Source organism: Streptomyces sp. NPDC057099 (assembly GCF_042671245.1).
Taxonomy (GTDB): Bacteria; Actinomycetota; Actinomycetes; order Streptomycetales; family Streptomycetaceae; genus Streptomyces; species Streptomyces purpurascens.
Genome location: NZ_JBHUTX010000005.1, coordinates 279,474 through 302,704, shown reverse-complemented (window position 1 = coordinate 302,704; position 23,231 = coordinate 279,474). Strand labels below are relative to the sequence as shown.

General features: G+C 66.5%; 32 protein-coding genes. 2 read left to right on the top strand and 30 right to left on the bottom strand.

Translation table 11 applies throughout. The features are described from left to right. Positions 1 to 66 precede the first annotated feature (66 nt). From ACFT4A_RS10005 to ACFT4A_RS09870, 28 genes are all read right to left on the bottom strand, one after another. Entirely contained in the window at positions 67 to 729 is a 663-nt protein-coding gene (locus tag ACFT4A_RS10005; RefSeq protein WP_382827568.1) for an adenylate kinase, read from the bottom strand. After that, positions 729 to 2,042, bottom strand: a complete 1,314-nt coding sequence (secY, locus tag ACFT4A_RS10000; RefSeq protein WP_382827566.1) for a preprotein translocase subunit SecY — start codon at positions 2,040 to 2,042, stop codon at positions 729 to 731. Before secY ends, ACFT4A_RS10005 begins: the two co-directional genes overlap by 1 nt. 245 nt (positions 2,043 to 2,287) lie before the next feature. Then, the gene (rplO, locus tag ACFT4A_RS09995) at positions 2,288 to 2,743 is read right to left on the bottom strand and encodes a 50S ribosomal protein L15 (RefSeq protein WP_193482350.1); all 456 of its coding nucleotides are present in this window, start codon (positions 2,741 to 2,743) and stop codon (positions 2,288 to 2,290) included. 2 nt (positions 2,744 to 2,745) lie between these two features. Beyond that, positions 2,746 to 2,928: a 50S ribosomal protein L30 gene (rpmD, locus tag ACFT4A_RS09990; RefSeq protein WP_003974250.1), complete on the bottom strand. Its 183-nt coding sequence runs from the start codon at positions 2,926 to 2,928 to the stop codon at positions 2,746 to 2,748. A 2-nt stretch (positions 2,929 to 2,930) separates the two neighbouring features. After that, entirely contained in the window at positions 2,931 to 3,536 is a 606-nt protein-coding gene (rpsE, locus tag ACFT4A_RS09985) for a 30S ribosomal protein S5 (protein WP_164332815.1), read from the bottom strand. 41 nt (positions 3,537 to 3,577) lie between these two features. After that, positions 3,578 to 3,961: a 50S ribosomal protein L18 gene (gene rplR, locus ACFT4A_RS09980; protein ID WP_030930487.1), complete on the bottom strand. Its 384-nt coding sequence runs from the start codon at positions 3,959 to 3,961 to the stop codon at positions 3,578 to 3,580. Between the two features lie 3 nt (positions 3,962 to 3,964). Continuing rightward, complete coding sequence (gene rplF / locus ACFT4A_RS09975) at positions 3,965 to 4,504, bottom strand: 50S ribosomal protein L6 (RefSeq protein ID WP_010036705.1); 540 nt, start codon at positions 4,502 to 4,504, stop codon at positions 3,965 to 3,967. Positions 4,505 to 4,528: 24 nt separating this feature from the next. Beyond that, the gene (rpsH, locus tag ACFT4A_RS09970; protein WP_030839654.1) at positions 4,529 to 4,927 is read right to left on the bottom strand and encodes a 30S ribosomal protein S8; all 399 of its coding nucleotides are present in this window, start codon (positions 4,925 to 4,927) and stop codon (positions 4,529 to 4,531) included. A 213-nt stretch (positions 4,928 to 5,140) separates the two neighbouring features. Beyond that, a complete protein-coding gene (locus ACFT4A_RS09965; RefSeq protein ID WP_003948630.1) occupies positions 5,141 to 5,326 on the bottom strand; it encodes a type Z 30S ribosomal protein S14 in 186 nt (61 codons plus the stop codon). 5 nt (positions 5,327 to 5,331) lie between these two features. Then, entirely contained in the window at positions 5,332 to 5,889 is a 558-nt protein-coding gene (gene rplE, locus ACFT4A_RS09960) for a 50S ribosomal protein L5 (RefSeq protein WP_003992366.1), read from the bottom strand. Further along, positions 5,889 to 6,212: a 50S ribosomal protein L24 gene (gene rplX / locus ACFT4A_RS09955; RefSeq protein ID WP_053674523.1), complete on the bottom strand. Its 324-nt coding sequence runs from the start codon at positions 6,210 to 6,212 to the stop codon at positions 5,889 to 5,891. Before rplX ends, rplE begins: the two co-directional genes overlap by 1 nt. A gap of 2 nt (positions 6,213 to 6,214) precedes the next feature. After that, positions 6,215 to 6,583 carry a 50S ribosomal protein L14 gene (gene rplN, locus ACFT4A_RS09950; protein WP_003992364.1) on the bottom strand — a complete coding sequence of 123 codons (369 nt, stop codon included), beginning with the start codon at positions 6,581 to 6,583 and terminating at the stop codon, positions 6,215 to 6,217. A 107-nt stretch (positions 6,584 to 6,690) separates the two neighbouring features. Beyond that, on the bottom strand, positions 6,691 to 6,978 hold the full coding sequence (rpsQ, locus tag ACFT4A_RS09945) for a 30S ribosomal protein S17 (RefSeq protein WP_003992363.1): 288 nt from the start codon (positions 6,976 to 6,978) through the stop codon (positions 6,691 to 6,693). Continuing rightward, positions 6,978 to 7,202 (bottom strand): 50S ribosomal protein L29, encoded by a 225-nt coding sequence (rpmC, locus tag ACFT4A_RS09940; protein WP_010036720.1) that lies wholly within the window; start codon positions 7,200 to 7,202, stop codon positions 6,978 to 6,980. The genes rpsQ and rpmC overlap by 1 nt, the downstream gene beginning before the upstream one ends. Beyond that, positions 7,202 to 7,621: a 50S ribosomal protein L16 gene (gene rplP / locus ACFT4A_RS09935; protein ID WP_382584709.1), complete on the bottom strand. Its 420-nt coding sequence runs from the start codon at positions 7,619 to 7,621 to the stop codon at positions 7,202 to 7,204. The genes rpmC and rplP overlap by 1 nt, the downstream gene beginning before the upstream one ends. Positions 7,622 to 7,626: 5 nt before the next feature. Then, positions 7,627 to 8,451: a 30S ribosomal protein S3 gene (gene rpsC, locus ACFT4A_RS09930; RefSeq protein WP_184591448.1), complete on the bottom strand. Its 825-nt coding sequence runs from the start codon at positions 8,449 to 8,451 to the stop codon at positions 7,627 to 7,629. Next, complete coding sequence (gene rplV, locus ACFT4A_RS09925; RefSeq protein ID WP_184591450.1) at positions 8,451 to 8,798, bottom strand: 50S ribosomal protein L22; 348 nt, start codon at positions 8,796 to 8,798, stop codon at positions 8,451 to 8,453. The genes rpsC and rplV overlap by 1 nt, the downstream gene beginning before the upstream one ends. 42 nt (positions 8,799 to 8,840) lie before the next feature. Continuing rightward, complete coding sequence (rpsS, locus tag ACFT4A_RS09920) at positions 8,841 to 9,122, bottom strand: 30S ribosomal protein S19 (protein ID WP_057607913.1); 282 nt, start codon at positions 9,120 to 9,122, stop codon at positions 8,841 to 8,843. A gap of 12 nt (positions 9,123 to 9,134) precedes the next feature. After that, a complete protein-coding gene (gene rplB / locus ACFT4A_RS09915) occupies positions 9,135 to 9,971 on the bottom strand; it encodes a 50S ribosomal protein L2 (protein WP_030839671.1) in 837 nt (278 codons plus the stop codon). Between the two features lie 38 nt (positions 9,972 to 10,009). After that, positions 10,010 to 10,429 carry a 50S ribosomal protein L23 gene (gene rplW, locus ACFT4A_RS09910; protein ID WP_382489362.1) on the bottom strand — a complete coding sequence of 140 codons (420 nt, stop codon included), beginning with the start codon at positions 10,427 to 10,429 and terminating at the stop codon, positions 10,010 to 10,012. After that, positions 10,429 to 11,085 (bottom strand): 50S ribosomal protein L4, encoded by a 657-nt coding sequence (gene rplD, locus ACFT4A_RS09905; RefSeq protein ID WP_189728748.1) that lies wholly within the window; start codon positions 11,083 to 11,085, stop codon positions 10,429 to 10,431. Before rplD ends, rplW begins: the two co-directional genes overlap by 1 nt. 7 nt (positions 11,086 to 11,092) lie before the next feature. Beyond that, on the bottom strand, positions 11,093 to 11,737 hold the full coding sequence (gene rplC, locus ACFT4A_RS09900) for a 50S ribosomal protein L3 (protein ID WP_030839681.1): 645 nt from the start codon (positions 11,735 to 11,737) through the stop codon (positions 11,093 to 11,095). 17 nt (positions 11,738 to 11,754) lie between these two features. Then, the gene (gene rpsJ, locus ACFT4A_RS09895) at positions 11,755 to 12,063 is read right to left on the bottom strand and encodes a 30S ribosomal protein S10 (protein WP_003948644.1); all 309 of its coding nucleotides are present in this window, start codon (positions 12,061 to 12,063) and stop codon (positions 11,755 to 11,757) included. 507 nt (positions 12,064 to 12,570) lie between these two features. After that, on the bottom strand, positions 12,571 to 13,110 hold the full coding sequence (locus ACFT4A_RS09890; RefSeq protein WP_382827563.1) for a hypothetical protein: 540 nt from the start codon (positions 13,108 to 13,110) through the stop codon (positions 12,571 to 12,573). A gap of 4 nt (positions 13,111 to 13,114) precedes the next feature. Then, complete coding sequence (locus ACFT4A_RS09885) at positions 13,115 to 17,575, bottom strand: RHS repeat-associated core domain-containing protein (RefSeq protein WP_382827561.1); 4,461 nt, start codon at positions 17,573 to 17,575, stop codon at positions 13,115 to 13,117. 210 nt (positions 17,576 to 17,785) lie between these two features. After that, the gene (locus ACFT4A_RS09880) at positions 17,786 to 18,259 is read right to left on the bottom strand and encodes a barstar family protein (protein ID WP_382827559.1); all 474 of its coding nucleotides are present in this window, start codon (positions 18,257 to 18,259) and stop codon (positions 17,786 to 17,788) included. Between the two features lie 75 nt (positions 18,260 to 18,334). Continuing rightward, positions 18,335 to 18,985, bottom strand: coding sequence for a hypothetical protein (locus ACFT4A_RS09875; protein ID WP_382827734.1), 651 nt, complete (start codon positions 18,983 to 18,985; stop codon positions 18,335 to 18,337). Positions 18,986 to 19,041: 56 nt separating this feature from the next. Next, on the bottom strand, positions 19,042 to 19,563 hold the full coding sequence (locus ACFT4A_RS09870; RefSeq protein WP_382827557.1) for a hypothetical protein: 522 nt from the start codon (positions 19,561 to 19,563) through the stop codon (positions 19,042 to 19,044). A gap of 142 nt (positions 19,564 to 19,705) precedes the next feature. Here ACFT4A_RS09870 and ACFT4A_RS09865 point away from each other — a divergent pair, with 142 nt between their 5' ends. Beyond that, positions 19,706 to 21,094, top strand: coding sequence for a S41 family peptidase (locus ACFT4A_RS09865; RefSeq protein ID WP_382827556.1), 1,389 nt, complete (start codon positions 19,706 to 19,708; stop codon positions 21,092 to 21,094). A 310-nt stretch (positions 21,095 to 21,404) separates the two neighbouring features. On the opposite strand, the gene ACFT4A_RS09860 is transcribed toward ACFT4A_RS09865, so the two are convergent. Next, entirely contained in the window at positions 21,405 to 21,620 is a 216-nt protein-coding gene (locus ACFT4A_RS09860; protein WP_382827554.1) for a DUF397 domain-containing protein, read from the bottom strand. Further along, positions 21,617 to 22,495, bottom strand: coding sequence for a helix-turn-helix domain-containing protein (locus ACFT4A_RS09855; RefSeq protein ID WP_382827553.1), 879 nt, complete (start codon positions 22,493 to 22,495; stop codon positions 21,617 to 21,619). Before ACFT4A_RS09855 ends, ACFT4A_RS09860 begins: the two co-directional genes overlap by 4 nt. Before the next feature lie 145 nt (positions 22,496 to 22,640). Here ACFT4A_RS09855 and ACFT4A_RS09850 point away from each other — a divergent pair, with 145 nt between their 5' ends. Then, the gene (locus ACFT4A_RS09850) at positions 22,641 to 23,105 is read left to right on the top strand and encodes an ATP-binding protein (protein ID WP_382827731.1); all 465 of its coding nucleotides are present in this window, start codon (positions 22,641 to 22,643) and stop codon (positions 23,103 to 23,105) included. Positions 23,106 to 23,231 lie beyond the last annotated feature (126 nt).

The window sequence follows — 23,231 nt, the reverse complement described above, 5'->3', positions numbered from 1 at the left end:
GACCCCGCCCCACACAGCAGCCGCGGCTCCCCGAGGGGAACCGCGGCCGTGGCTGCGTACGAACGACTACTTGTCGCCCTCGTCACGCTTCAGCGCCTCCATGGCGCGTGTCGTGACGTCCTCCACCTTGCCGAGCGCGGAGATCGTGACCACCAGGCCCTGGGCCTTGTAGTAGTCGATGATCGGCTCGGTCTGCGTGTGGTAGACCTCCAGCCGCGTGCGGACGGTCTCCTCGGAGTCGTCGTCCCGCTGGTACAGCTCGCCGCCGCAGACGTCGCAGACGCCCTCCTTGGCGGCGGGCTTGTACGTCACGTGGAAGACGTGCGCCGACTCGTTGCGGCAGACGCGCCTGCCGGCGATCCGCTTGACGACCTCGTCCTCGGGGACCTCCAGGTCCAGCACCGCGTCGAGCTGCATGCTCTCGGTCTCGAGCAGCTCGTCGAGCGCCTCGGCCTGCGAGACATTGCGGGGGAAGCCGTCCAGCAGGAAGCCGTTCTCGGCGTCCGGCTGCTCCATGCGGTCCTTCGCCATGGCGATGGTGACCTCGTCCGGCACCAGGTTGCCCGCGTCCATGTAGGACTTCGCCAGTTTGCCGAGTTCCGTCTGCTGGCTGATGTTGGCCCGGAACAGGTCGCCCGTGGAGATGTGCGGGATCGACAGGTTTCTGGCCAGGAACGCGGCCTGCGTTCCCTTACCGGCGCCCGGCGGCCCGACGAGGACGATACGCATCAGCGGAGGAACCCTTCGTAATTGCGCTGCTGGAGCTGGCTCTCGATCTGCTTCACGGTCTCGAGGCCGACACCCACGATGATCAGGATGCTGGTCCCGCCGAACGGGAAGTTCTGGTTTGCCCCGAAACCAACCAACGCCATCGTCGGCACGAGAGCGATCAGACCCAGGTACAGCGAACCCGGCCAGGTGATCCGGTTGAGTACGTAGCTGAGGTACTCAGCGGTCGGTCGGCCAGCCCGGATGCCCGGGATGAAGCCACCATACTTCTTCATGTTGTCGGCGACTTCCTCGGGGTTGAACGAGATCGCCACGTAGAAGAAGGCGAAGAAAACGATCAGCAGGAAGTACGAAACGATGTAATACGGGTGGTCGCCCTTGACGAAGTGTTGCTCGATCCAGGTCTTCCACTCCGACTTTCCACCGGCGAACTGGGCGATCAAGGCCGGGATGTAGAGCAGCGACGAGGCGAAGATGACGGGAATCACACCCGCCTGGTTCACCTTGAGCGGGATGTACGTGGACGTACCGCCGTAGGAGCGGCGGCCGATCATGCGCTTGGCGTACTGCACCGGGATGCGGCGCTGGGCCTGCTCGACGAAGACGACCAGGCCGACCATGACCAGGCCGACGAGGATGACGGTGCCGAACTCGATCCAGCCGCCGGCCAGGGAGCCCTGCTTCTTGATGGCCCACAGGGCGGACGGGAAGGTGGCGGCGATCGAGATGAACATCAGGATCGACATGCCGTTGCCGATGCCGCGGTCGGTGATGAGCTCACCGAGCCACATCACGGCCGCCGTGCCGGCGGTCATCGTGATGACCATGGTGATGGTGACGAAGATCGACTGGTCCGGGACGATCTGGCTGGCCACCGGGCACCCCTGGAACAGGGCGCCGCTGCGGGCGGTGGCGACGAGGCCGGTGCCCTGAAGGATGGCGAGGGCGATCGTCAGGTAACGGGTGTACTGCGTGATCTTCGCCGTACCTGCCTGGCCCTCCTTCTTCAGGGCTTCCAGGCGCGGGATCACCACGGTCAGCAGCTGGAGGATGATGCTCGCCGTGATGTACGGCATGATGCCCAGCGCGAAGATGGTGATCTGCAGCAGCGCGCCGCCACTGAACATGTTGACCAGACCGAAGAGACCCTGGTTGGCCTGGGCGTTATCGATACACGTCTGGACGTTCCGGTAATCGACACCTGGGATCGGGACGTGGGTTCCGACCCGGTAGACCACGATGATGGCGAGCGTGAAGAGCAGCTTCTTGCGCAGGTCGGGCGTCTTGAACGCCCGGGCGAACGCGGTGAGCACGGTGCCTCCTGCGACCCCCGCGCAACTGCGTCAAGGGTGACGGTCTGAGAGTCCAATGGGAACAACGACATAGGTAACGGTCAACTGCCGCTCAGAGTGCCCGAAGTGAAGCACCCTGTGAAAAGAGGGCAGTGCAGGCCACCTTACCGGCGGGACTGCCGCCCTAGGAACGACCAACCGGGGATACCCCATATGTGGGGTATCCCCGGTCGGGATCGCTCAGGTCATCAAGACGCCTGTGGTGTTCAGACGAGCTCGGTGACGGTACCGCCGGCGGCGGTGATCTTCTCCTTGGCGGAGCCGGAGACGGCGTCGACCGTCACCTGCAGCGCCACGGAGAGCTCGCCCTGGCCGAGGACCTTGACGAGGCTGTTCTTGCGGACGGCACCCTTGGCGACCAGGTCGGCAACGGTGACCTCCCCACCCTCGGGGTAGAGGGCGGCGAGCTTGTCCAGGTTCACGACCTGGAACTCCGTCTTGAACGGGTTCTTGAAGCCCTTCAGCTTCGGGAGACGCATGTGGAGGGGCATCTGGCCACCCTCGAAGCGCTCCGGAACCTGGTAACGGGCCTTCGTGCCCTTGGTACCACGACCGGCCGTCTTACCCTTCGACGCCTCACCACGACCGACACGGGTCTTGGCGGTCTTGGCGCCCGGGGCGGGACGGAGGTTGTGGATCTTGAGCGGGTTGTTCTCCGCCATGATCAGTCGACCTCCTCGACCGTCACGAGGTGGCGGACGGTGTGCACCATGCCGCGGAACTCGGGGCGGTCCTCCTTGACGACCTGCGTGTTGATGCCCTTGAGACCAAGGGAGCGCAGGGTGTCACGGTGGTTCTGCTTGCTGCCGATGTAGGACTTGACCTGCGTAATCTTGAGCTGCGCCATGATTACGCACCCGCCCCGGCACGCGCACGGAGAAGAGCCGCGGGGGCGACGTCCTCGAGGGGCAGACCACGGCGGGCCGCGATCTCCTCGGGACGCTGCAGACCACGGAGGGCCTCCACGGTCGCGTGCACGATGTTGATCGCGTTGTCGGAGCCGAGCGACTTCGACAGCACGTCGTGGATACCGGCGCACTCGAGCACGGCACGCACCGGACCACCGGCGATAACACCGGTACCGGGCGACGCGGGCTTGAGCAGCACGACGCCGGCAGCCTTCTCACCCTGGATGGGGTGCGGGATGGTGCCCTGGATGCGGGGGACCTTGAAGAAGTGCTTCTTGGCCTCCTCAACACCCTTGGCGATGGCGGCCGGCACCTCCTTGGCCTTGCCGTATCCGACACCCACGGTGCCGTCACCGTCGCCCACCACGACCAGCGCGGTGAAGCTGAAGCGACGACCACCCTTCACAACCTTGGCGACGCGGTTGATCGCGACTACGCGCTCAACGTACGCGGTCTTCTCGGCGGCAGCAGCGCCGCCGTCACGGCCCTTCCGGTCCCGCCGCTCGCCGCCACCGGCACCGCCACCGCGGCGCTGGGGTCCAGCCATTGGAATTACCTCTCTCTGTTTCCGCTAGCTACGGAACCGGCTCAGAACTTGAGCCCGGCCTCGCGGGCGGCGTCCGCCAGGGCGGCGATGCGCCCCGCGTACTGGTTACCACCACGGTCGAACACGACGGCCTCGACACCGGCGGCCTTGGCGCGCTCGGCGACCAGGGCGCCGACCTGCTTGGCCTGCGCGGACTTGTCGCCCTCGCCACCGCGGATCGAGGTGTCCAGGGTGGACGCCGACGCAAGGGTGTGACCCTTGATGTCGTCGATCACCTGGGCCACGATGTGGCGGTTCGAGCGGGTAACGACCAGACGCGGACGCTCCGCCGTTCCGTTGATGTTCTTACGGATCCGGATGTGGCGGCGCTTGATCGCGGCGCGCTTGTAGGCGTCGCCCTTAAGGATCTTCTGTCCGTATGCCATGGCTTACTTACCCGCCTTTCCGACCTTGCGGCGGATGACTTCGCCCTCGTACTTGACGCCCTTGGCCTTGTACGGGTCGGGCCTGCGCAGCTTGCGGATGTTGGCCGCAACCTCGCCGACCTTCTGCTTGTCGATGCCCTCGACCGAGAAACGGGTCGGGGACTCCACCTTGAAGGTGATGCCCTCGGGGGCCTCGACCAGGATCGGGTGGCTGTAGCCGAGGGAGAACTCCAGGTTGGAGCCCTTCGCCACGACGCGGTAGCCGACACCGCTGATTTCGAGCTTCTTGACGTATCCCTGGGTCACACCGGTGATCATGTTCGCCACCAGCGTGCGGGACAGGCCGTGCAGGGCCTTGCTCTGCCGCTCGTCATTGGGCCGGAGCACCTGAAGGGTGCCGTCCTCGGCCTTGGCGATGTCGATCGGCGCGATGACGGTGTGGGTCAGTTCGCCCTTGGGGCCCTTGACCGCGACCGTACGGCCGTCGATGGTGACGTCCACGCCGGCGGGAACCGGGATGGGGAGCTTGCCGATACGCGACATTGCTGTCTCTCCTCCGTTCCCGAACTACCAGACGTAGGCGAGGACTTCCCCACCCACGCCCTTCTTCTGCGCCTGCTTGTCGGTCAGGAGACCGTGGGACGTGGAGATGATGGCCACGCCCAGGCCGCCCAGAACCTTCGGCAGGTTGGTGGACTTCGCGTACACCCGGAGACCGGGCTTGGAGATCCGCTTGATGCCCGCGATGGAGCGCTCACGGTTCGGGCCGAACTTCAGCTCGAGAACGAGGTTCTTGCCGACCTCGGCGTCCTCGACCTTCCAGCCCGTGATGAAGCCCTCCTGCTGGAGGATCTCCGCGATGTGCGACTTGATCTTCGACGCCGGCATCGTCACGGAGTCGTGGTATGCCGAGTTCGCGTTCCGCAGACGCGTCAGCATGTCTGCGATCGGATCAGTCATGGTCATGAATTGGCCTTCGGCCTCTCTCGCCGGGGTTTCCTGGTGCGCCATCCCTCTCCCCGATCCGAGACGGGACGGGTGCGGCGCGGTGGACCTACGGCGTAGTAAGTCGTACGGGCGACCGTCAGGCGCCCAACCCTCCAAGCCTAAGCCATGAAGGGGAGGGCGCCTGACGCGCCCATTGCTTACCGAGAGCCCTTGGAATCCCTAAAAGGGGGATTACCAGGAGCTCTTGGTCACGCCCGGCAGCTCGCCACGGTGAGCCATCTCACGAAGGCACACGCGGCACAGGCCGAACTTGCGGTACACGGAGTGCGGGCGGCCACAGCGCTGGCAGCGGGTGTAGCCACGCACACCGAACTTGGGCTTGCGAGCAGCCTTAGCGATCAGAGCCTTCTTCGCCATCTCGCTCACGCCTCCTTGAAGGGGAAGCCGAGGTGACGAAGGAGCGCACGGCCCTCAGCGTCGTTGGTCGCCGTGGTCACCACGGTGATGTCCATACCCCGGGTGCGGTCGATCTTGTCCTGGTCGATCTCGTGGAACATGACCTGCTCCGTGAGACCGAAGGTGTAGTTGCCACGGCCGTCGAACTGCTTGGGGGACAGGCCGCGGAAGTCGCGGATGCGCGGCAGCGCGAGCGACAGGGTGCGGTCCAGGAACTCCCACATGCGGTCGCCACGGAGCGTGACGTGGGCACCGATCGGCTGGCCCTCACGCAGCTTGAACTGCGCGATGGACTTGCGGGCCTTGGTGACGGCCGGCTTCTGACCGGTGATCGTGGTGAGGTCCTTGATGGCACCCTCGATCAGCTTGGAGTCGCGGGCGGCGTCGCCCACACCCATGTTGACCACGATCTTGACGAGACCGGGGATCTGCATGACGTTCTCGTACTTGAACTCGTCACGCAGCTTGCCCGTGATCTCCTCACGGTACTTCTGCTTCAGACGCGGGCTGGTGGTGGTCGTCATCAGATGTCCTCACCCGTCCGCTTGGCAACGCGGATCTTGTTGCCTTCGTCGTCGAAGCGGTAACCGACGCGGGTCACGACCTTGTTGCCGTCCTTCTCCACGACCAGCTGGACGTTGGAGACGTGGATCGGCGCTTCGGTGGTGACGATGCCGCCGGCCTGCGAACCGCGAGCCGTCGGACCTGCCTTGGTGTGCTTCTTGACCCGGTTGACACCCTCGACCAGGACACGCTCGTCGCGCGGGTAAGCGGCAATGACCTTGCCCTGCTTGCCCTTGTCCTTACCGGTGATGACCTGGACCAGGTCGCCCTTCTTGATCTTCATGCTCACAGCACCTCCGGCGCGAGGGAGATGATCTTCATGAACTTCTTCTCGCGCAGCTCACGGCCGACCGGGCCGAAGATACGGGTGCCACGAGGGTCGCCGTCGTTCTTCAGAATGACAGCGGCGTTCTCGTCGAAGCGGATGTACGAGCCGTCCGGACGGCGGCGCTCCTTGACGGTGCGAACGATGACCGCCTTGATGACGTCACCCTTCTTCACGTTGCCGCCGGGGATCGCGTCCTTGACGGTGGCGACGATGACGTCACCGATACCCGCGTAGCGGCGACCGGAGCCACCGAGCACACGGATGCAGAGGATTTCCTTCGCACCCGTGTTGTCGGCGACACGCAGTCGCGACTCCTGCTGGATCACGTCTATCTCCTGGTTGTCTGCCGGTTCCCGGCAGGGGCTCTCCTCTTGCGAGGTCGGCCCCTGCCGAGCCTGGCGGAACGATGCCTAGGGGGTCCCCCTAGGCGGGATTACTTGGCCTTCTCGAGGATCTCGACGACGCGCCAGCGCTTCGTCGCGGACAGCGGCCGGGTCTCCATGAGGAGGACACGGTCGCCGACACCCGCGGCGTTCTGCTCGTCGTGCGCCTTGAGCTTGTTGGTACGGCGGATGACCTTGCCGTACAGCGCGTGCTTGACGCGGTCCTCGACGGCGACGACGACGGTCTTGTCCATCTTGTCGCTGACGACGAGACCCTCACGGGTCTTGCGGAAGCCGCGGGCCTCTGCAGTCTGCTCAGTCACGTTGCTCTCACTCATCAGGCGCTCTCCACCGTCTCGATGCCCAGCTCGCGCTCACGCATCAGGGTGTAGATCCGCGCGATGTCCTTACGGACGGCCTTCAGCCGGCCGTGGTTCTCGAGCTGGCCCGTCGCCGCCTGGAAGCGGAGGTTGAACAGCTCTTCCTTGGCCTCGCGGAGCTTGTTCAGCAGCTCCTCGTTGCCCAGTTCGCGCAGCTCGGACGCCTTGGTACCGGCCGACATCACGCTTCACCTGCCTCGCGCTTGACGATCTTGCACTTCATCGGCAGCTTGTGGGCCGCACGGGTCAGGGCCTCGCGCGCGATCTTCTCGTTGGGGTACGACAGCTCGAACATCACGCGTCCGGGCTTGACGTTGGCGATCCACCACTCCGGAGAACCCTTACCGGAACCCATGCGGGTCTCGGCGGGCTTCTTCGTGAGCGGGCGGTCCGGGTAGATGTTGATCCAGACCTTGCCGCCACGCTTGATGTGACGCGTCATGGCGATACGAGCTGCCTCGATCTGCCGGTTCGTCACGTACGCCGGGGTCATGGCCTGAATGCCGTACTCGCCGAACGCAACCTGCGTGCCACCCTTGGACATGCCGTTGCGCTTGGGGTGGTGCTGCTTGCGGTGCTTGACCCTACGGGGGATCAGCATTTCGGTCAGGCCTCCGTTCCGGTGCTCTCAGCCGGAGCGGCGGACGCGGGAGCCTCGGCCTTGGGGGCCTCGGCACCGGCAGCCTGCTGCGGCTTGCGACCGCGCCGCTCGCCACCACGGCCACCACGGGCCGGGCGGTCGGCACCGCCGCGGGCCGGGCGGTTACCCGCACGGGCAGCAGCGTTCTCGGCGCGGACCTCGGCGATGTTCTTGACGTCGCCCTTGTAGATCCAGACCTTCACACCGATGCGGCCGAAGGTCGTCTTGGCCTCGAAGAAGCCGTAGTCCACGTTCGCGCGGAGCGTGTGCAGGGGCACACGGCCCTCGCGGTAGAACTCCGAGCGGGACATCTCGGCGCCACCGAGGCGGCCACCGCACTGGATCTTGATGCCCTTGGCGCCGGCCTTCATCGTGCCCTGCATGCTCTTGCGCATGGCGCGACGGAAGGAGACGCGGGAGGAGAGCTGCTCGGCGACGGCCTGGGCAACCAGCTGAGCGTCCGTCTCGGGGCTCTTGACCTCGAGGATGTTCAGCTGGACCTGCTTGCCCGTGAGCTTCTCGAGGTCACCGCGGATGCGGTCGGCCTCGGCGCCACGGCGGCCGATGACGATGCCCGGACGCGCGGTGTGGATGTCCACACGCACACGGTCACGGGTGCGCTCGATCTCCACCTTCGAGATGCCGGCGCGCTCCATGCCGGACGTCATCATCCGACGGATGGCGACGTCTTCCTTGACGTAGTCCTTGTACAGCTTGTCGGCGTACCAACGCGACTTGAAGTCGGTCGTGACACCGAGCCGGAACCCGTGCGGGTTTACCTTCTGGCCCATTACCGGGTTCCTTCCTTGCTGCTGACGACCACGGTGATGTGGCTGGTCCGCTTGCGGATCCGGTAGGCACGGCCCTGGGCACGCGGACGGAACCGCTTCAGGGTCGGGCCCTCGTCGACGTAGGCCTCGGAAATGAAGAGGCTGTCGACATCGGTGTGGTCGTAGTTGTGCGCGGCGTTGGCAATGGCGCTGTCCAGCACCTTGCCGACCGGCACGCTCGCGGCCTGCGGGGCGAAACGCAGGACCGCCTGAGCCTCCGTGGCGTTCAGGCCACGGATGAGGTCCACCACTCGGCGGGCCTTCATGGGCGTGACGCGGATGTACCGCGCCTGGGCCCTGGCGTCCATGGTTGTCCTTCCAGTGTCTGTCATGGTCATTCCACCCCGCGCTTAGCGGCGCTTCGACTTCCGGTCGTCCTTGACGTGACCCCGGAAGGTGCGCGTCGGCGAGAACTCGCCGAGCTTGTGGCCGACCATCGACTCGGTGACAAACACCGGAATGTGGGTCTTGCCGTTGTGCACCGCGAGCGTGTGGCCGAGCATCGCCGGCACGATCATGGAGCGACGGGACCAGGTCTTGATGACGTTCTTGCTGCCGGCTTCGTTCTGAGCGTCCACCTTCTTGATCAGGTGGTCGTCGACGAAGGGCCCCTTCTTCAAGCTACGAGGCATCTCAACCCGTCCTTAGCGCTTCTTGTTCGTCTTGCGGCGGCGGACGATGTACTTGTTCGACGCCTTCTTGGGCGAACGAGTACGGCCTTCCTTCTTGCCCCAGGGGGACACCGGGTGACGACCACCCGAGGTACGGCCTTCGCCACCACCGTGCGGGTGGTCCACCGGGTTCATGACCACACCACGCACGGTCGGGCGAACGCCCAGCCAGCGCTTACGGCCCGCCTTACCCCAGTTGATGTTGCTCTGCTCGGCGTTGCCCACCTCGCCGACCGTGGCGCGGCAGCGCTGGTCGACCAGGCGGATCTCACCGGACGGCATGCGGAGGTGGGCCATCGAGCCCTCCTTCGCGAGCAGCTGCACCGAGGCGCCGGCGGAGCGGGCGAACTTCGCACCGCCGCCGGGACGCAGCTCGATGGCGTGCAGCGTCGTACCGACCGGGATGTTGCGCAGGGCAAGGTTGTTGCCCGGCTTGATGTCGGCCCCGGGACCGTTCTCGACGCGGTCACCCTGCTGCAGGTTGCGCGGGGCGAGGATGTAGCGCTTCTCGCCGTCGGCGTAGTGCAGCAGCGCGATGCGCGCGGTGCGGTTGGGGTCGTACTCGATGTGCGCGACCTTCGCCGGCACGCCGTCCTTGTCGTGACGACGGAAGTCGATCACGCGGTAGGCGCGCTTGTGGCCACCACCCTGGTGGCGGACGGTCACACGACCGGAGTTGTTACGGCCACCCTTGCTGTGCAGGGGGCGGACCAACGACTTCTCCGGCGTGGACCGCGTGACCTCGACGAAGTCGGCGACGCTGGAGCCGCGACGGCCCGGCGTAGTCGGCTTGTACTTGCGGATTCCCATTTCTCAGTCCTCGTCCGATATCGGACGATCCGACCCGCTTACGCGGTCGGACCGCCGAAGATGTCGATACGGTCGCCTTCGGCAAGGGTCACGATCGCGCGCTTGGTGCCGGCACGCTGACCGAAACCGGTCTTGGTGCGCTTGCGCTTGCCCTGGCGGTTGATCGTGTTGACCCCGGTGACCTTGACCGAGAAGACCGCCTGGACGGCCTGCTTGATCTGGGTCTTGTTGGCGCTCGGGGCGACGACGAACGTGTACTTGCCCTCGTCGAGGAGCGCGTAGCTCTTCTCCGAGACAACCGGCTTGAGCAGCACGTCACGGGGGTCCGTGAAGGACTTGCTCAGCGGGGTCTCGACGGTGTTCTTGCCCTCGGCGGCGTGGCGGCGCGCCTTGGCGACGCGCGCGGCCTTGGCCTTCTTCGCCGCCTTGGAGGCAATAGCGGGGTGACGGATAGCCATCAGGCCTCGCTCCCTTCGGTGTCATTGGCCTTCGGGCCGGACACGAAGGACTCGAAGGCGGCCTGGGTGAAGACCACGTCGTCCGAGACGAGAACGTCGTACGTGTTCAGCTGGCCCGGCTCCAGGATGTGGACCTGGGGCAGGTTACGGGCGGACAGCCACGCGGCCTCATCGGCACGGTCGACGACCAGGAGCAGGTTCTTGCGCTCCGAGATCTTGCCGAACAGCGACTTGGCGGCCTTCGTCGACGGGTTCTCACCCTCGATGACGCCGGAGACGACGTGGATGCGGTTGTGGCGGGCCCGGTCGGTGAGGGCGTGACGCAGAGCGGCAGCCTTCATCTTCTTCGGGGTCCGCTGCGAGTAGTCGCGCGGCACGGGACCGTGCACGACGCCACCACCGGCGAACTGCGGCGCGCGGGTCGAGCCCTGACGGGCGCGGCCGGTGCCCTTCTGGCGGTACGGCTTCTTGCCGCCACCACGGACTTCACCGCGACGCTTGGTCTTGTGCGTGCCCTGGCGGGCAGCGGCGTTCTGCGCGACGACGACCTGGTGGATCAGCGGGATGCTGATCTTCTCCACGCCGAAGATCTCCGCGGGGAGCTCGACGCTACCGGTCTTCTCGCCTGCAGGCGAAAGGATGTCAACAGTGCTCATCGGTACCTCAGGCCCCCTTGGCCGCGGTGCGGACCAGGACGAGGCCGCCGTTCGGACCGGGAACCGCGCCCTTGATGAGCAGCAGACCCTTCTCCGCGTCAACGGCGTGGACGGTCAGGTTCTGGGTGGTGACACGCTCGTTGCCCATGCGACCCGCCATGCGGAGGCCCTTGAACACGCGGCCCGGGGTGGCGCAGCCACCGATGGAACCGGGGGAGCGGTGCTTGCGCTGGGTGCCGTGTCCGGCGCCGAGGCCCTTGAAGTTGTGACGCTTCATGACACCGGCGAAGCCCTTGCCCTTGCTCTTGCCGGTCACGTCGACCTTGAGGCCGGCCTCGAACACCTCGGCGGTGATCTCCTGGCCGAGGGTGTACTCGCTGGCGTCAGCGGTACGGATCTCGACGAGGTGGCGGCGGGGAGTGACGTCGGCCTTGGCGAAGTGGCCCTTGAGGGGCTTGTTCACCTTGCGCGGGTCGATCTCGCCGAACGCGATCTGGACGGACTCGTAGCCGTCGACGTCGTTCGTGCGGACCTGGGTGACGACGTTGGGGCCGGCCTTGACGACGGTGACCGGAACAACACGGTTGTTCGCGTCCCACACCTGCGTCATGCCGAGCTTCTCGCCCAGGATGCCCTTGATCTGCTTAGCCATTCTCAGATCACCGGCCTTCAGAGCTTGATCTCGATGTCGACACCGGCCGGGAGGTCGAGTCGCATCAGAGAGTCAACGGTCTTGGGGGTCGGGTCGAGAATGTCGATCAGGCGCTTGTGCGTGCGCATCTCGAAGTGCTCGCGCGAGTCCTTGTACTTGTGCGGCGACTTGATGACGCAGTACACGTTCTTCTCAGTGGGCAGCGGCACCGGGCCCGCGACCGACGCACCAGTGCGAGTCACCGTCTCGACGATCTTCTTCGCCGAGGAGTCGATGACCTCGTGGTCGTAGGCCTTGAGCCGGATGCGGATCTTCTGTCCCGCCATGGCTACTCAGTAGTCCTGTCTCTCGTAACGCTCTGGAACCCGGTGGATTCCTTCTGCTGCCTTCGTTCCTCCGACCCACGCGGTCGGGCGTGTCGCACTCTCGCTGACACGGATGCCCCTTGTTCGAACATCCCTGCGGGATTGCACACGGCCCTGCCGGAACCGCGAGCCGGGGGCGAAAGGCCCACCGGGTGCCTGGCCGGTGCCGCACTGACACTTCCCGAAAGATTCCCGTACGTCCGCCTCAGCGCTGCCGTATGGCAGTTGGGGCGACGAGTACTGTGGGACTCGCTTCCGGTCCCCCCGGCGGGAGGCGCGCAGCATCAACACTCGACCGAGCAACTCGGACAGTCTGCCATAGGGGGCGGGGGCTGCGCCAATCGAGCTGAGGAGAATACCCCGGGGGTGACGTAGGTCAAACGCGAGGCCGGGCGGGCCGTCGCCGACAGCGCCACCGACTTGTGCGGCGGTCGTCTCCCAACCACGTGTCGGCACGCCACGGCAGGCCTACATGGCAGATGTGGGCCCGCGGAAGGATGCCACGAAGTCGTTCACGACACTCCTGGAGAAACGATCGATGTCCGGGTCCTCCGGGGTGACGAGGCTGACAGCGTAGTACTCGGACAGCAAGAGCCCCGTCCCTTCGACCGCCGCGGCGGCCTCGGGAGAGGAGACATGGACTCCGGAGACCGTCGTCGCGTGGAGCTGCTGCGCATGATGGCGGTAGAAGACGGCGTACGGCCCTTGCCCCGCGGCGTCGAGGGCGTAGCCATGCTCCTCCCAGAAGTCCTCCATCTCCTGGCCGGAAGAGAAGGTGACGATGCCCGAGAAGCCATCATCATCCGGCTCAGGCAACCGCCAATCCGCCGGGGCGCCAGGTGAGAGCGGCTCCCCGTAGAGGAACAGGCCTGGCCACCGCTGCTGCCCGAGTCGGACGAAGCGGCGCATGCCCTCAGGGAACGACGTGTCCACGACGAAGTCGGTCGAGTGACCTGTGAGATCCATTGGGAGTTCCTCGGTGGTGTGATGGGGCTGCGGCGTGTACATCGCCTCAGGCTTTCCAACCCGATGTCGGACCGTGGTACCTGATCGCGTCACGGGGGATGGCCACGTCGCTGTTCGAGAACCAGATATGCTCCCGGCCACCCCTGAGACGCCCCGAGAAGAGCTTCTTCTCGACCTCGAACTCGATCATGTACTCGCTCTTTTCCTTGGTCAGACCGAGGTAGGACTTGAAGCCACCGGGCTTCTTGGCGATGTCGGCGGGGCTCATGGGCGTGACGTAGACCGCTGCAGCGTTCTTACTCTTGGTGTTTCTGGGAACCTTGAGAGTGATGCCGTCCTTGCCGCCGCCACCCATGATCTTGTTGTAGCCGTTCTTGTCCGTGTAATGCCGGATGACCGCCTTGCACGAGGGCGCGAGGCCCAGCGGGTCGATCCACACGAGCGGGTTTGCGACGTAGGCGTGGTGATCCGGTGCCGGCTCCAAACCGAGCGGGTCGGGGCTGTGGTACCGGGCCGTTGCGGGGTCGTAGTAACGGTGGTGGTTGTAGTGCAACCCCGTCTCGGCATCGAAGTACTGGCCCGGGAAGCGCAACGGGCAGTCGACCGAGCCTGGCGACGGGCCCTGCAATGGCAAGCCCCAGAGGGTGTGGTGGGAACGCCAGGCCGTGTGCCCTGTTTCGTCGACGAGTTCGGTGGGCGTACCGACGAGGTCAGTGACGATGGAGTAGAACCTCTCGTCCACCCACGCGTCGTCGGCCGAGCGCTCCCCGGACCGGGTGCGCTGTACGAGGGGTCGGTCGCCACCCGGTTCCCAGTCCCAGGTGGTGACGTGGCTCTCGCCCTCCCCTCCCATGCGTGAGCAGTCCTCCTCGGCCAGCCGAGTTCCGTCCCACACGAAATTCGTGCGCTCGACGACCACAGCCGCGCCCTCAGCGGAGAGGAGCTCCTTGGCGATGCGCCTGCCCAGCGGGTCGTAGCGGTAGCGCCAGTGGCGGCCGTCCGGGGTGGTGACGGTGCGCAGGCGGTCCTCCGCATCCCAGGTGAAGAGCCAGGTGCGGGACCCCCCTGACAGGAGGGCACGCGTGTGGCGGACCACGCGTCCCTGGGCATCGTGCTCGTACCAGGACCGGCCGGCGGACTGTACCAGCGTGCCGCTGTAGGTCATCTGCCCCTGAGCGCCGACGTTGCGGTTGCCGGCCGTGACGGGCACCTCGAAGTGGATCAGGTTGCCCAGCACGTCATAGGCATACGTCTCGCGCCGGTCCGTGGCAGTGACGGAGGTCACCCGTCCCGTGGGGTCGAGTTCGTACGCAACGGCACCCGTGTCGGAGTCGGTGACGTTGCTGGGGAGACCGTCGGACCGATAGGAGTAGCGCCGATCGACGCCGAGCCCTGCCGCTCCGGCTATCCGCACGGCTTGGGACCGCAGCCGGTGGCCGGTAGTGCTCCACTCTTGGAGCAGGGACGCTCCCGTCGGCAGGGAACGCAAGACCTCGTGTCCTGCCGCGTCGTATCCGAATCCCACTGTCCGACCCGAGCCGCGCAATTCGATCGGCTGATGAGCGGCGTCGTATCGCCACTCGCTGAGCGCCCCGCCAGGGGTTCGCCGTCGTACTCGGCGGCCCACGGCGTCGTACGCGTTGGTCAGCAACCGGCCGTTGCAGCTCTCCGTCAGGACGCGGCCTAGCGCGTCGTACGTGAAGCGAAGCTCGGCATCCTGGTTGACCGCCCGGATGAGGCCTCCGGCCTGGTCGTACTCGTAGGACGTGACACGACCTTCCGAGTCCAGCTGCTCGATCACCCGGTCGAGAGGGTCATGGCGGTATCGGACGCTCTGCCCCGCGCCATTTGTGCGCTCGATGATCCGATTCGCGATGTCGTAGCGGTAGCTGATCGCCCGACCGTTGAAGTCAGTCTCCCGGACGACGTTGCCGAGAAGGTCGTACTCGTACCTCCATGTCCGGCCGAGGGCGTTGCGGACGCGTATCGGCCGGAGTTCGGTGTCGTAGGTGAACTCGGTCCGGCTGCCATCCGGGGCGATCCGGACCGCGGGTCTGTCGAAGGGGGCCGGTTCGAACCGCGTGACCTGGTCGCGCACGTCGGTGTGAGTGAGGGCATTGCCCTCGGCGTCGTAGGTCCAGCTCTCGGTGGAGCCGTCGTGATACACCCGCCGTGCCGGACGTCCCTCGGTGGTCCAACCGACTGCGGTCGCTGCACCGTCGGGCTCGACGACCTCACAGACACGGCCGAACGCGTCGTACGCGAACCGGGTCTCAGCACCCAGCGCAGAGACCACCGTCGTCGGAAGGCCCGCGGCATTGCTGCGTACCCGGCTTTCGTGGCCGAGGGCATCGGTGACCGAGGCCACCGCGCCGCGCTCGTCATATACGTAGCCGGTGCTCGCGCCTGCCGGGTCGGTGATCGCGACGACGTTTCCGCGGTCGTCGTACACGTACTGCCACCGCGCACCGTCCTGTTCGGTGGCCGAGATCAGCCTGCCGTCTGGGTCGTATGCGTACGCAGCGAAACTGCCGTCGGGGTGCTCGACCCGAATGGCGTTGCCCGCCTCGTCGTACTCGTGGGCAGTGGTCCTGCCGAGCGGGTCGGTGACGGAGAGCAGGTTGTCGTAGCGGTCCCAGGTCCGGGTCGTCGTATGCCCGAGCGGATCGGTCTCGTCCAGGAGCTGGTAGGCGTCGTTGAAGATGTACGTGGTGCTGTGGCCGAGGGAGTTCGTCGCCACGGAGGTGTGATTCTCCGTGTCGTAGACGTAGGTGTAGTCGAGGATGCCCTCGGTGCCGGTGGTATGGGTGCAGCGGCTCTCGGAGTCGTACATGTAGCGGTACCAGGTTCCGGTGCGGTCCTCCCAACCGGTAATGCGACGCTGGTCGTCGTAGAAGAGCTTCAGCGGCAGACCGGAGGAGTTGTAGATCTCCGTGAGGTTGCCGTCGGCGTCGTACGCGTAACGCAGGAGAATCGGCTGCTCGGGGTCACTGAGCAGGGTGAACGCCGTGATCCGCCCAAGGTCTGTGGCCACCCCGACGCGGTAGCCGCCCGTGTGCGTGACCTCCTGCGGTGCTCCCTCGGGCCCGTACATCACCTCGATCGTGTTGCCGTTGCGATCGTCGACCCTGACCAAGGGGAGTTCTGCGGCCGAGCGGCCAGGCAACGGCCGGAAATGAAGAGCCAGGCCTGAGTCCGGCTGGCGCACGATCATGCTCCCGCCGTTCGAGCCGTCCCACTCCAATGCCCAACGTGGACCCTCGACCGGCTGAACGGGAATTCCCTCTTCCGGCACGGGATAGCTGAGGATCATGCCATCGGTGGTGGTAAAGCGGACGCCCTCGGGTTCGAGAATCAGGCGCTGGTCCAGGGTCGATGCCCAGGCGGGTCCGAACCAGCGGCCGGATCGGAGACCCGTGCGGTGGTGACGCTCCAGTTCCAGTGGAAGGACACCGTCCAGTATGAGGTCCGTTTCGGACATGACCATCTGGCCGGAGGCCATGTCGATCGGGTCGCCGCAGGTGACCAGCTTCTTCATCTGGCGACCGAGGGCTCGGGTGCTCTTGCCGAGCCCCCTGGCCCCAAGCGCCATGCCCTTGAGACCGGTCTTGCCGAAAGCCTTCAGGCCCTTGGCGAGGCCGCCGAGAGTGGTCAGGCCCTTCATGCCGGGTATGCAGTCCAGGGCCGCCAAGCCCACGTCCCATAGGGACGCTTGCCCCTTGGAATACTTGTAGAGCGTGTCGGCGAGGACGACAGCGGCGGCGATCAGCACGATCGCGCCCAGGATCGGCCCACCGATGATCATCGCCACGATGCCGACAACCGCTACGACGATCTTGCAGGCGGCGACGATGCTGTCCCAGTTGTCGGTGAACCAGTCGCCGACCTCCTCCCACCACGACCGGTTCTGAATACCGGCGTCGGACGCCTCGTCGATCTTCGACTTCGCCTCGCGCGCGGCCTCGTCGCGCATCGTGCGGGCGTCCGCGGCCATCTTCTTCGCCGCGGCAAGAGCGTCCTGAGCGTCGGACACATCCGACTGCGCCTTCGACTGGGCCGACTTGGCGTGCTGCACATCGCGGGTGGCGGCGCGGACCTTGGCCTCGTCCGGCTGGTCGGCATCCGACTTGCTGCCGGTGGGGTCGTCCTTGTACTTGTCCGCTTCCTTGCCGGCCCGGGTGACCCACGAGTCGGCCGAGGTCAGCTTCGACTGGGCCGAGGAAAGGCTGTCACGGGCCTCACGGCCCTTGATGAGGGCCTTGTCCGCCAGCGACTGGGCCCTCTCCAGCTTCGGCCAGAAATCGGAGAGCGCGTCGCCGCACATCTCATACGACTTCTTCAGCTTCTTGAGGTTCTTCGGGACATCCGCGAAGTCCTCCTTGAAGACATCCGCCGACTTGCCCGCCCACTCCAGGAGCGTGCCCTCGCCCGCCATGCCCTTGACCAAGCGGAGCGCGTCGGAGACGTCATCGGCGAAGTCGTGCAACTGCTTCGCAAGCGTGCGCACCCGCTGCGGATCTCCAGGCGTCGGGTCCTTGTCCAAGTCCAGGACATGCCAGTCCGCCGGCCTGTGCCCCGCCATACCGCAACCCCCGTGCCACGCACATCCACGTCAACAACCGTATGCACACGTAAACTTACAAGGCACAACCGTTCGACGGAAACATGAGCTTCCACATCACGGACGACGCCCGCGCACGGCCCGCTCGCCGCGACTTCAGTGCCACCTCTGGGGGTTGAGAGCGGCCGCGACGAACGAGCCCCCGGTAGTGACGGTGAGGTCAGGTTGTTCGATGCGCAGCGCTACCTTCTCGCGATCGAACTGACGGAACTCGAAGACGAAGTGTTCGGCGATCGCAGGACGGTCCAGGGGAAACCCATCGAGATCCACCGCCGAATTCGCACGGTCGGCGCCCTGGCAAAGGACTGACACGAACAGGGGGAAGTGTTCCGCCTCGAGCACTCGATCCGCGTCATGGATCACGCCCGCGATCCCGACTCCGCCCGTTACCGCACCGCACAGGTCATCCAGGCAGTCCACCACAGAGTCCCAGTTGCTCCCGAAGTAGCCGGGGAACTGCAGCACCTCCGCGAACGAGCGATAGATCCCCTCCTCGGTGATCAGGTCGCGGGAGTCGAAGTGGTGGACGCGCCCTCCCTTCGCCTCCAGCCCTGACAGTTGCCGTTGCATGCTGGTATCTCCTCGCGAAACGAAGATGACCCAGGGCTTCGATGTCCCTGTGATGTCAACACCGGTCATACCTCATCACGCCTCCGTGAACCGGAACGTCGACGTGATCGCGTCGAAGATGTCGAAGAACGAGTCCGCGAGGTCGAGAACCTGGCTGCTGCCGGCGACCAGGGCGACCTTGCCCTCCTGGCCCGGCACGGGGATGTACGTCTGCATCAGCACAGCGCGGATGGTGCGGTTGAGGGCGTCGCCGGGTACGGCGATGTCCTCGATGCCGTGGGTGCGCGCGGCCGGGCCGACCCCCGGGATGTCGACGGTCGTCACCTTGCGCCAGGAGTCGCCCTCCCGCTTGGCCTCCTTGACCGCCAGCTGGCTCGCGATGACAGAGGGGTCGTTCGAGAGGGGCTCGCCCCGCTCGTTGCGGCCGCCGACCAGGGAGACGGTCACCGAGCCGGTTATCGGCGTATCGCCGCCGAAGTTCTCCGCCATGCAGCCGCAGTACAGCGCGCCCGACTTCCAGGCATCGGCAGCGGCCTTCTGGAGGAAGTCGACGTAGGTGCCGCGGTACTGCTCCAACTCCGGGCGCTGCTGCACGCGTTCGCTGACCATGCGGCGGATCGAGTCGTCCCGCGACTCCGGCCGTACGTCGAACTCCCACCACGACTCCGGCACCTTGATCCGGAAACCGCCCCGCTCGACGGTCAGTGTCTCCATGTAGCGGGCCATGACGCCGGCCTCCCCGTTCGCTGTTCGCTCGATCACCTGTGCGCACATCGTGCCACTTACTCCTCCAGCGTCCAGAACGGCGAGTCCTTCGGTGGTGCGGGGCGTACGGGGTGTGTGCTGAAGTCGATGTCCGCGTCCGCGGTGGGGCATCCTTTCGGGACGCGGTGCTGGTCATCCGGGCCGTAGTAGACCCCGTAGGCCCAGTACTCGGGCAGCTCGTGGCCCAGGAGTCCCACACCCCAGCTGACCGACTCCCGCGTCCCGTACACCGCGTTGATCCTCGCGACCGCCTCCGCACGGGAGATACCGATGTGCTCCACCAGTACGTCCGCCATCTCGCGGAAGTACGCCAGCATCTCCTCGTTGAGCGCCAGCACGAACTCCGTGCCCGTGGTGCCGGCCGTATCGCACGCCCCGAAGGAGACGAGCCAGCGCAGGCGCCTGATCTCCGCCACGAGCAGCGGCACCGTCTCCCTGGCGGTGGCGGCCAATACCGGATCCGGAGTCGAGGCGACGCACAGCTCCTCGATCGCGTCCAGGTCGAGGTGGTCATCGCGAGGCGCCGGTTCTGAAGTCATGCTCCAGTGTCACGGCACGACAGCTGCCGACTAGCGGAAGAGGGGGCTGTCCCCACCCCCGTCCACCAGCCCGCCGGATGGCCCGCCCCCGCTCCCCCGGGCACCGTAGGAGGTACACGACCACGCAACGGGGGAACCGATCATGCGAACCGTCACAGCCACCGTCCTCACCCTGGCCCTAGCAGCGGCAGCGGCAGCGCCCGCCACCGCCGGCTCCGGCAGGCCCGGCATCGACGGCGTCTGGCGCATGGACGGCTACGGCACCGTCCTCTCCCTCGACGGTGACACCCTCCAGGAGTTCCAGACGACGTCCGTCAGCTGTATCGAGGGCGAGGCCTCGCGGAGGACCGGCCCTGGCGTGTACACGACCGAAGACGGCACCGTACTGACCGTCCGCCCCGGTCCGGGCCGGGACCGTGCCAGCCTCGGTACGGACAGTTCCGTCGGCCATCGCGCACTCCGGCGGATCAAGGAACTGCCCGCCGACTGCAGCCGCCCCACGCCCAAGGATCCCCGCACCTCCTTCGACGTCTTCTGGCACTCCTTCGCCGAGAACTACCCCTTCTTCGCCGCGAAGGGCATCGACTGGCAGGACGTCCGGGACCGGTATCGGGCCAAGGTGCACAAGGACACCACCCGCGAGGAACTCTTCGGGATCTTCAGCGACATGGTGCGGCCTCTCTACGACGCCCATGTCGCCGTCGAGGACGGGGACAGTGTCTTCGCCCAGGTCCGCCCGGGCACCGAGATGCCCACGGAGGCGTTGGACACCAAGGTAAAGAAGTTCGTCGTCGAGCGCGATCTCAAGGGAGCCCCGTACCGCCAGGACTTCGCGAACGGCCGTATCACCTACGCCGACCTGCCCGGGAGCGCCGGCCAGGGCTATCTCCGTATCTCCGGGTTCGCCGGCTACACCTCCGAGGACGCCCCGTACGCCGCCCACGTCGCCGCACTCGACAAGGCCCTGGACACCGTCCTCACCAAGGACCGCACCCAGCGGCTCAAAGGCCTGATCATCGACCTGCGCATCAACGGCGGCGGCTCCGACGCCCTCGGGATTCGGATCGCCGAGCGGCTGACGGACACGCCCTACGTCGCCTACGCCAAGCGCGCCCGGAACCATCCGAGCGACCCCGGCAGGCACACCCGGCCCGAGCCGATCCGGGTCGTACCGGCCGACGGGCCCCGTTACACCGGACCCATCGCCGTGCTGACCGGAGGCTCCACTGTCAGCGCCGGCGAGACCTTCACCCAGGCCCTGATCGACCGGCCGGGCCACACCGTGCGCATCGGCCGGTCCACCCAGGGCGTCTTCTCCGACGTCCTGGAACGCGACCTGCCCAACGGCATGACCGCGATCCTCCCGAACGAGGAGTTCCTGAACCGGTCGGGCCGGACCTACGACGGCTCCGGCATCCCGCCTCACCTCTCGGAGCCGGTGTTCACGAAGGAGGAGTTCGAGGAGAAGAAGGACTCCGCGTTCGACCGGGCTGTCTCTGAGCTGCGGAGTCGGGCTTCAGCGGGGCGTTGACCATGACGCTGTCGGGCCGCCCGCTTCTTTGCCAGTGTCGTGCTTCCACGACCCGCCTCAAGGGCGCTTCGCGTCGGCTCCGCCGATCGGCCTTCGCCCGACCCTTGACCCGGGCCGCGGAAGCACGTGGGAGAAGCGAGCGAGCGGCCCTGAAACGCGGGTGGCCCAGGTCCCTCGGCCCCAACGGTTGCCTGCGTTGCCGCTCTGCGTAACGGGCGCGCGGTTGCTTTTCGCATGCACGCCGGGTGGTTCGGCGGCGGAAGCGGGGAGTGGAGCGGATGGGTCGTTGGGGGGCCGCGAATGGGGCGGGCTAGTGGCCGGAAGGCTCCAGTTGGGCCAACTTGGCGGCTCCCGACACGAATCCCGCCCAGGTGGTGAGGGAGAGCGCCAGTCGGGGGCCGTGGTCCTGCTTCGAGTCACGGACGTGGATGGTGTGGGGGGCTATCGCGACCTCGACGCAGGAGTCGCCATCAGGGCCACTGCTGTAGCTGCTCTTGAACCACGCCAGTTCAGCGTTGCGGATCATGTCTCTCCCAGCAGTTGCTCGATGAAGGCCAGCGACTCCCGTGGGGGAAGGGCCTGAGCTCGGATGGTGCCATAGCGCAGGTCGAGGATCCTGATGTGCTTCGGGTCGGAGGTCGGCCTGCCGGCGAACGCGCCGTCGGACCGGCCCACCGCAGTGCCGTCCCCGAACTTCAGCACCTCGATCCTCCCGTTCAGACCGGGATGGGCCTCGCTGCTCGTCGGCATCACCTGAAGCCTGACGTTACGCAAGCGCCCCACCTCCAGCAGACGCTCAAGCTGCCGATGCCAGACCATTGTGCCCCCGACCGGGCGTCGCAGCGTCGCCTCCTCCTGGACGAAGCTGAGCGACGGCGCGGGCGACCGGTCGAACACGGACTGCCGGGCCATACGGGCACCCACCAGACGCTCTACCTCTTCAGGCGCATACGCGGGCTGCCAGGACTCGAACAGGGCTCGCGCATGCTCCGGGGTCTGCAACAGGCCGTTGATGCTGATGCTCTCGTACACCCCGATCTCCACCGCCTGCCCCTCCAACTTGGCCAGCTCGCGCACCTTCCGGGGATACCGAACCCTCTTCACGTCCTCCCAGGTCGCCGCAATCAGCCCACCCGCCCCCAGCACCTCATCCGCCCTGACGAGATAGTCCTGCCGAGGGATCCGTTTCCCGCCCTCGATCTTGTAGACCATGTCCTCGCCGTACCCCACGGCCGTCCCGAACTCGCCGGCCCGCATCCCCACCGCCTCCCGCCGCAGCTTCAGCTGCCGTCCGACGGTCGCGATGACGGCGACGCCCCACTCGTCGTCGGGGTCCACCTCCCAACCCGGCTCGTCCGCCTCGCCCTTGAGCCGCCCCGAGTCCGCCTCGACCGCCGTCATCCCGCACCTTCCGCCGTCGTACGACCGTGCCCTGCGCCCTGCCCGTACGCCCGGCCCCGACAGCCCGGACACCGCCTGACAAGCTCCGGACAGTCACCGTACGCACCCGCTGAGTCACTGTTCACGATAAGCGCGCACCGCCACTCTGAGTGACGTGAAGCAGCGATCCACTGAACTCACCACACCCGTCCGCAACTTCAGCCTCCAGCTGTCGCCGACCCCGCGCGGTGCCCGTCTGGCCCGCCTCTTGGCCGTCGAGCAACTGCGCTCCTGGGAAATCCCGTTGGACCCGGCGAGGCAGGTCGTCGCGGAGCTGTCGGTCAACGCCGTGACGCACGGCCGCGTCCCCGGTCGTGACTTCCGCCTGCTGCTCTACGTCGTCGCCGACACGCTCCGCATCGAGGTGACGGACACGCGCGGCGACCGTCTGCCGGTGCTGTCCGAGGCGGGCAGGGGCCTGCGCCTCGTCGAGGCGCTCGCCGACCGCTGGGGCACCACCGCCGGGCTCCCGCCGCGCAAGACCGTCTGGGCCGAGATCGGCCTCGTACCGGATCCCAAGAACCTGGACTTCGGTGGCGCGGGCGGCTTCCCAGAAGGAACACATAGGTGAAAGGACCCCACCAAGCCCCACCCCTCCTCCCGGCCGCCGAGCGGCCTCACCCGCGTGGGTGAACATCACCAACTCGACTGGCGTCGGGGGCCATTGCCTGCCCTACGCTCAGCGCAACACAACCGC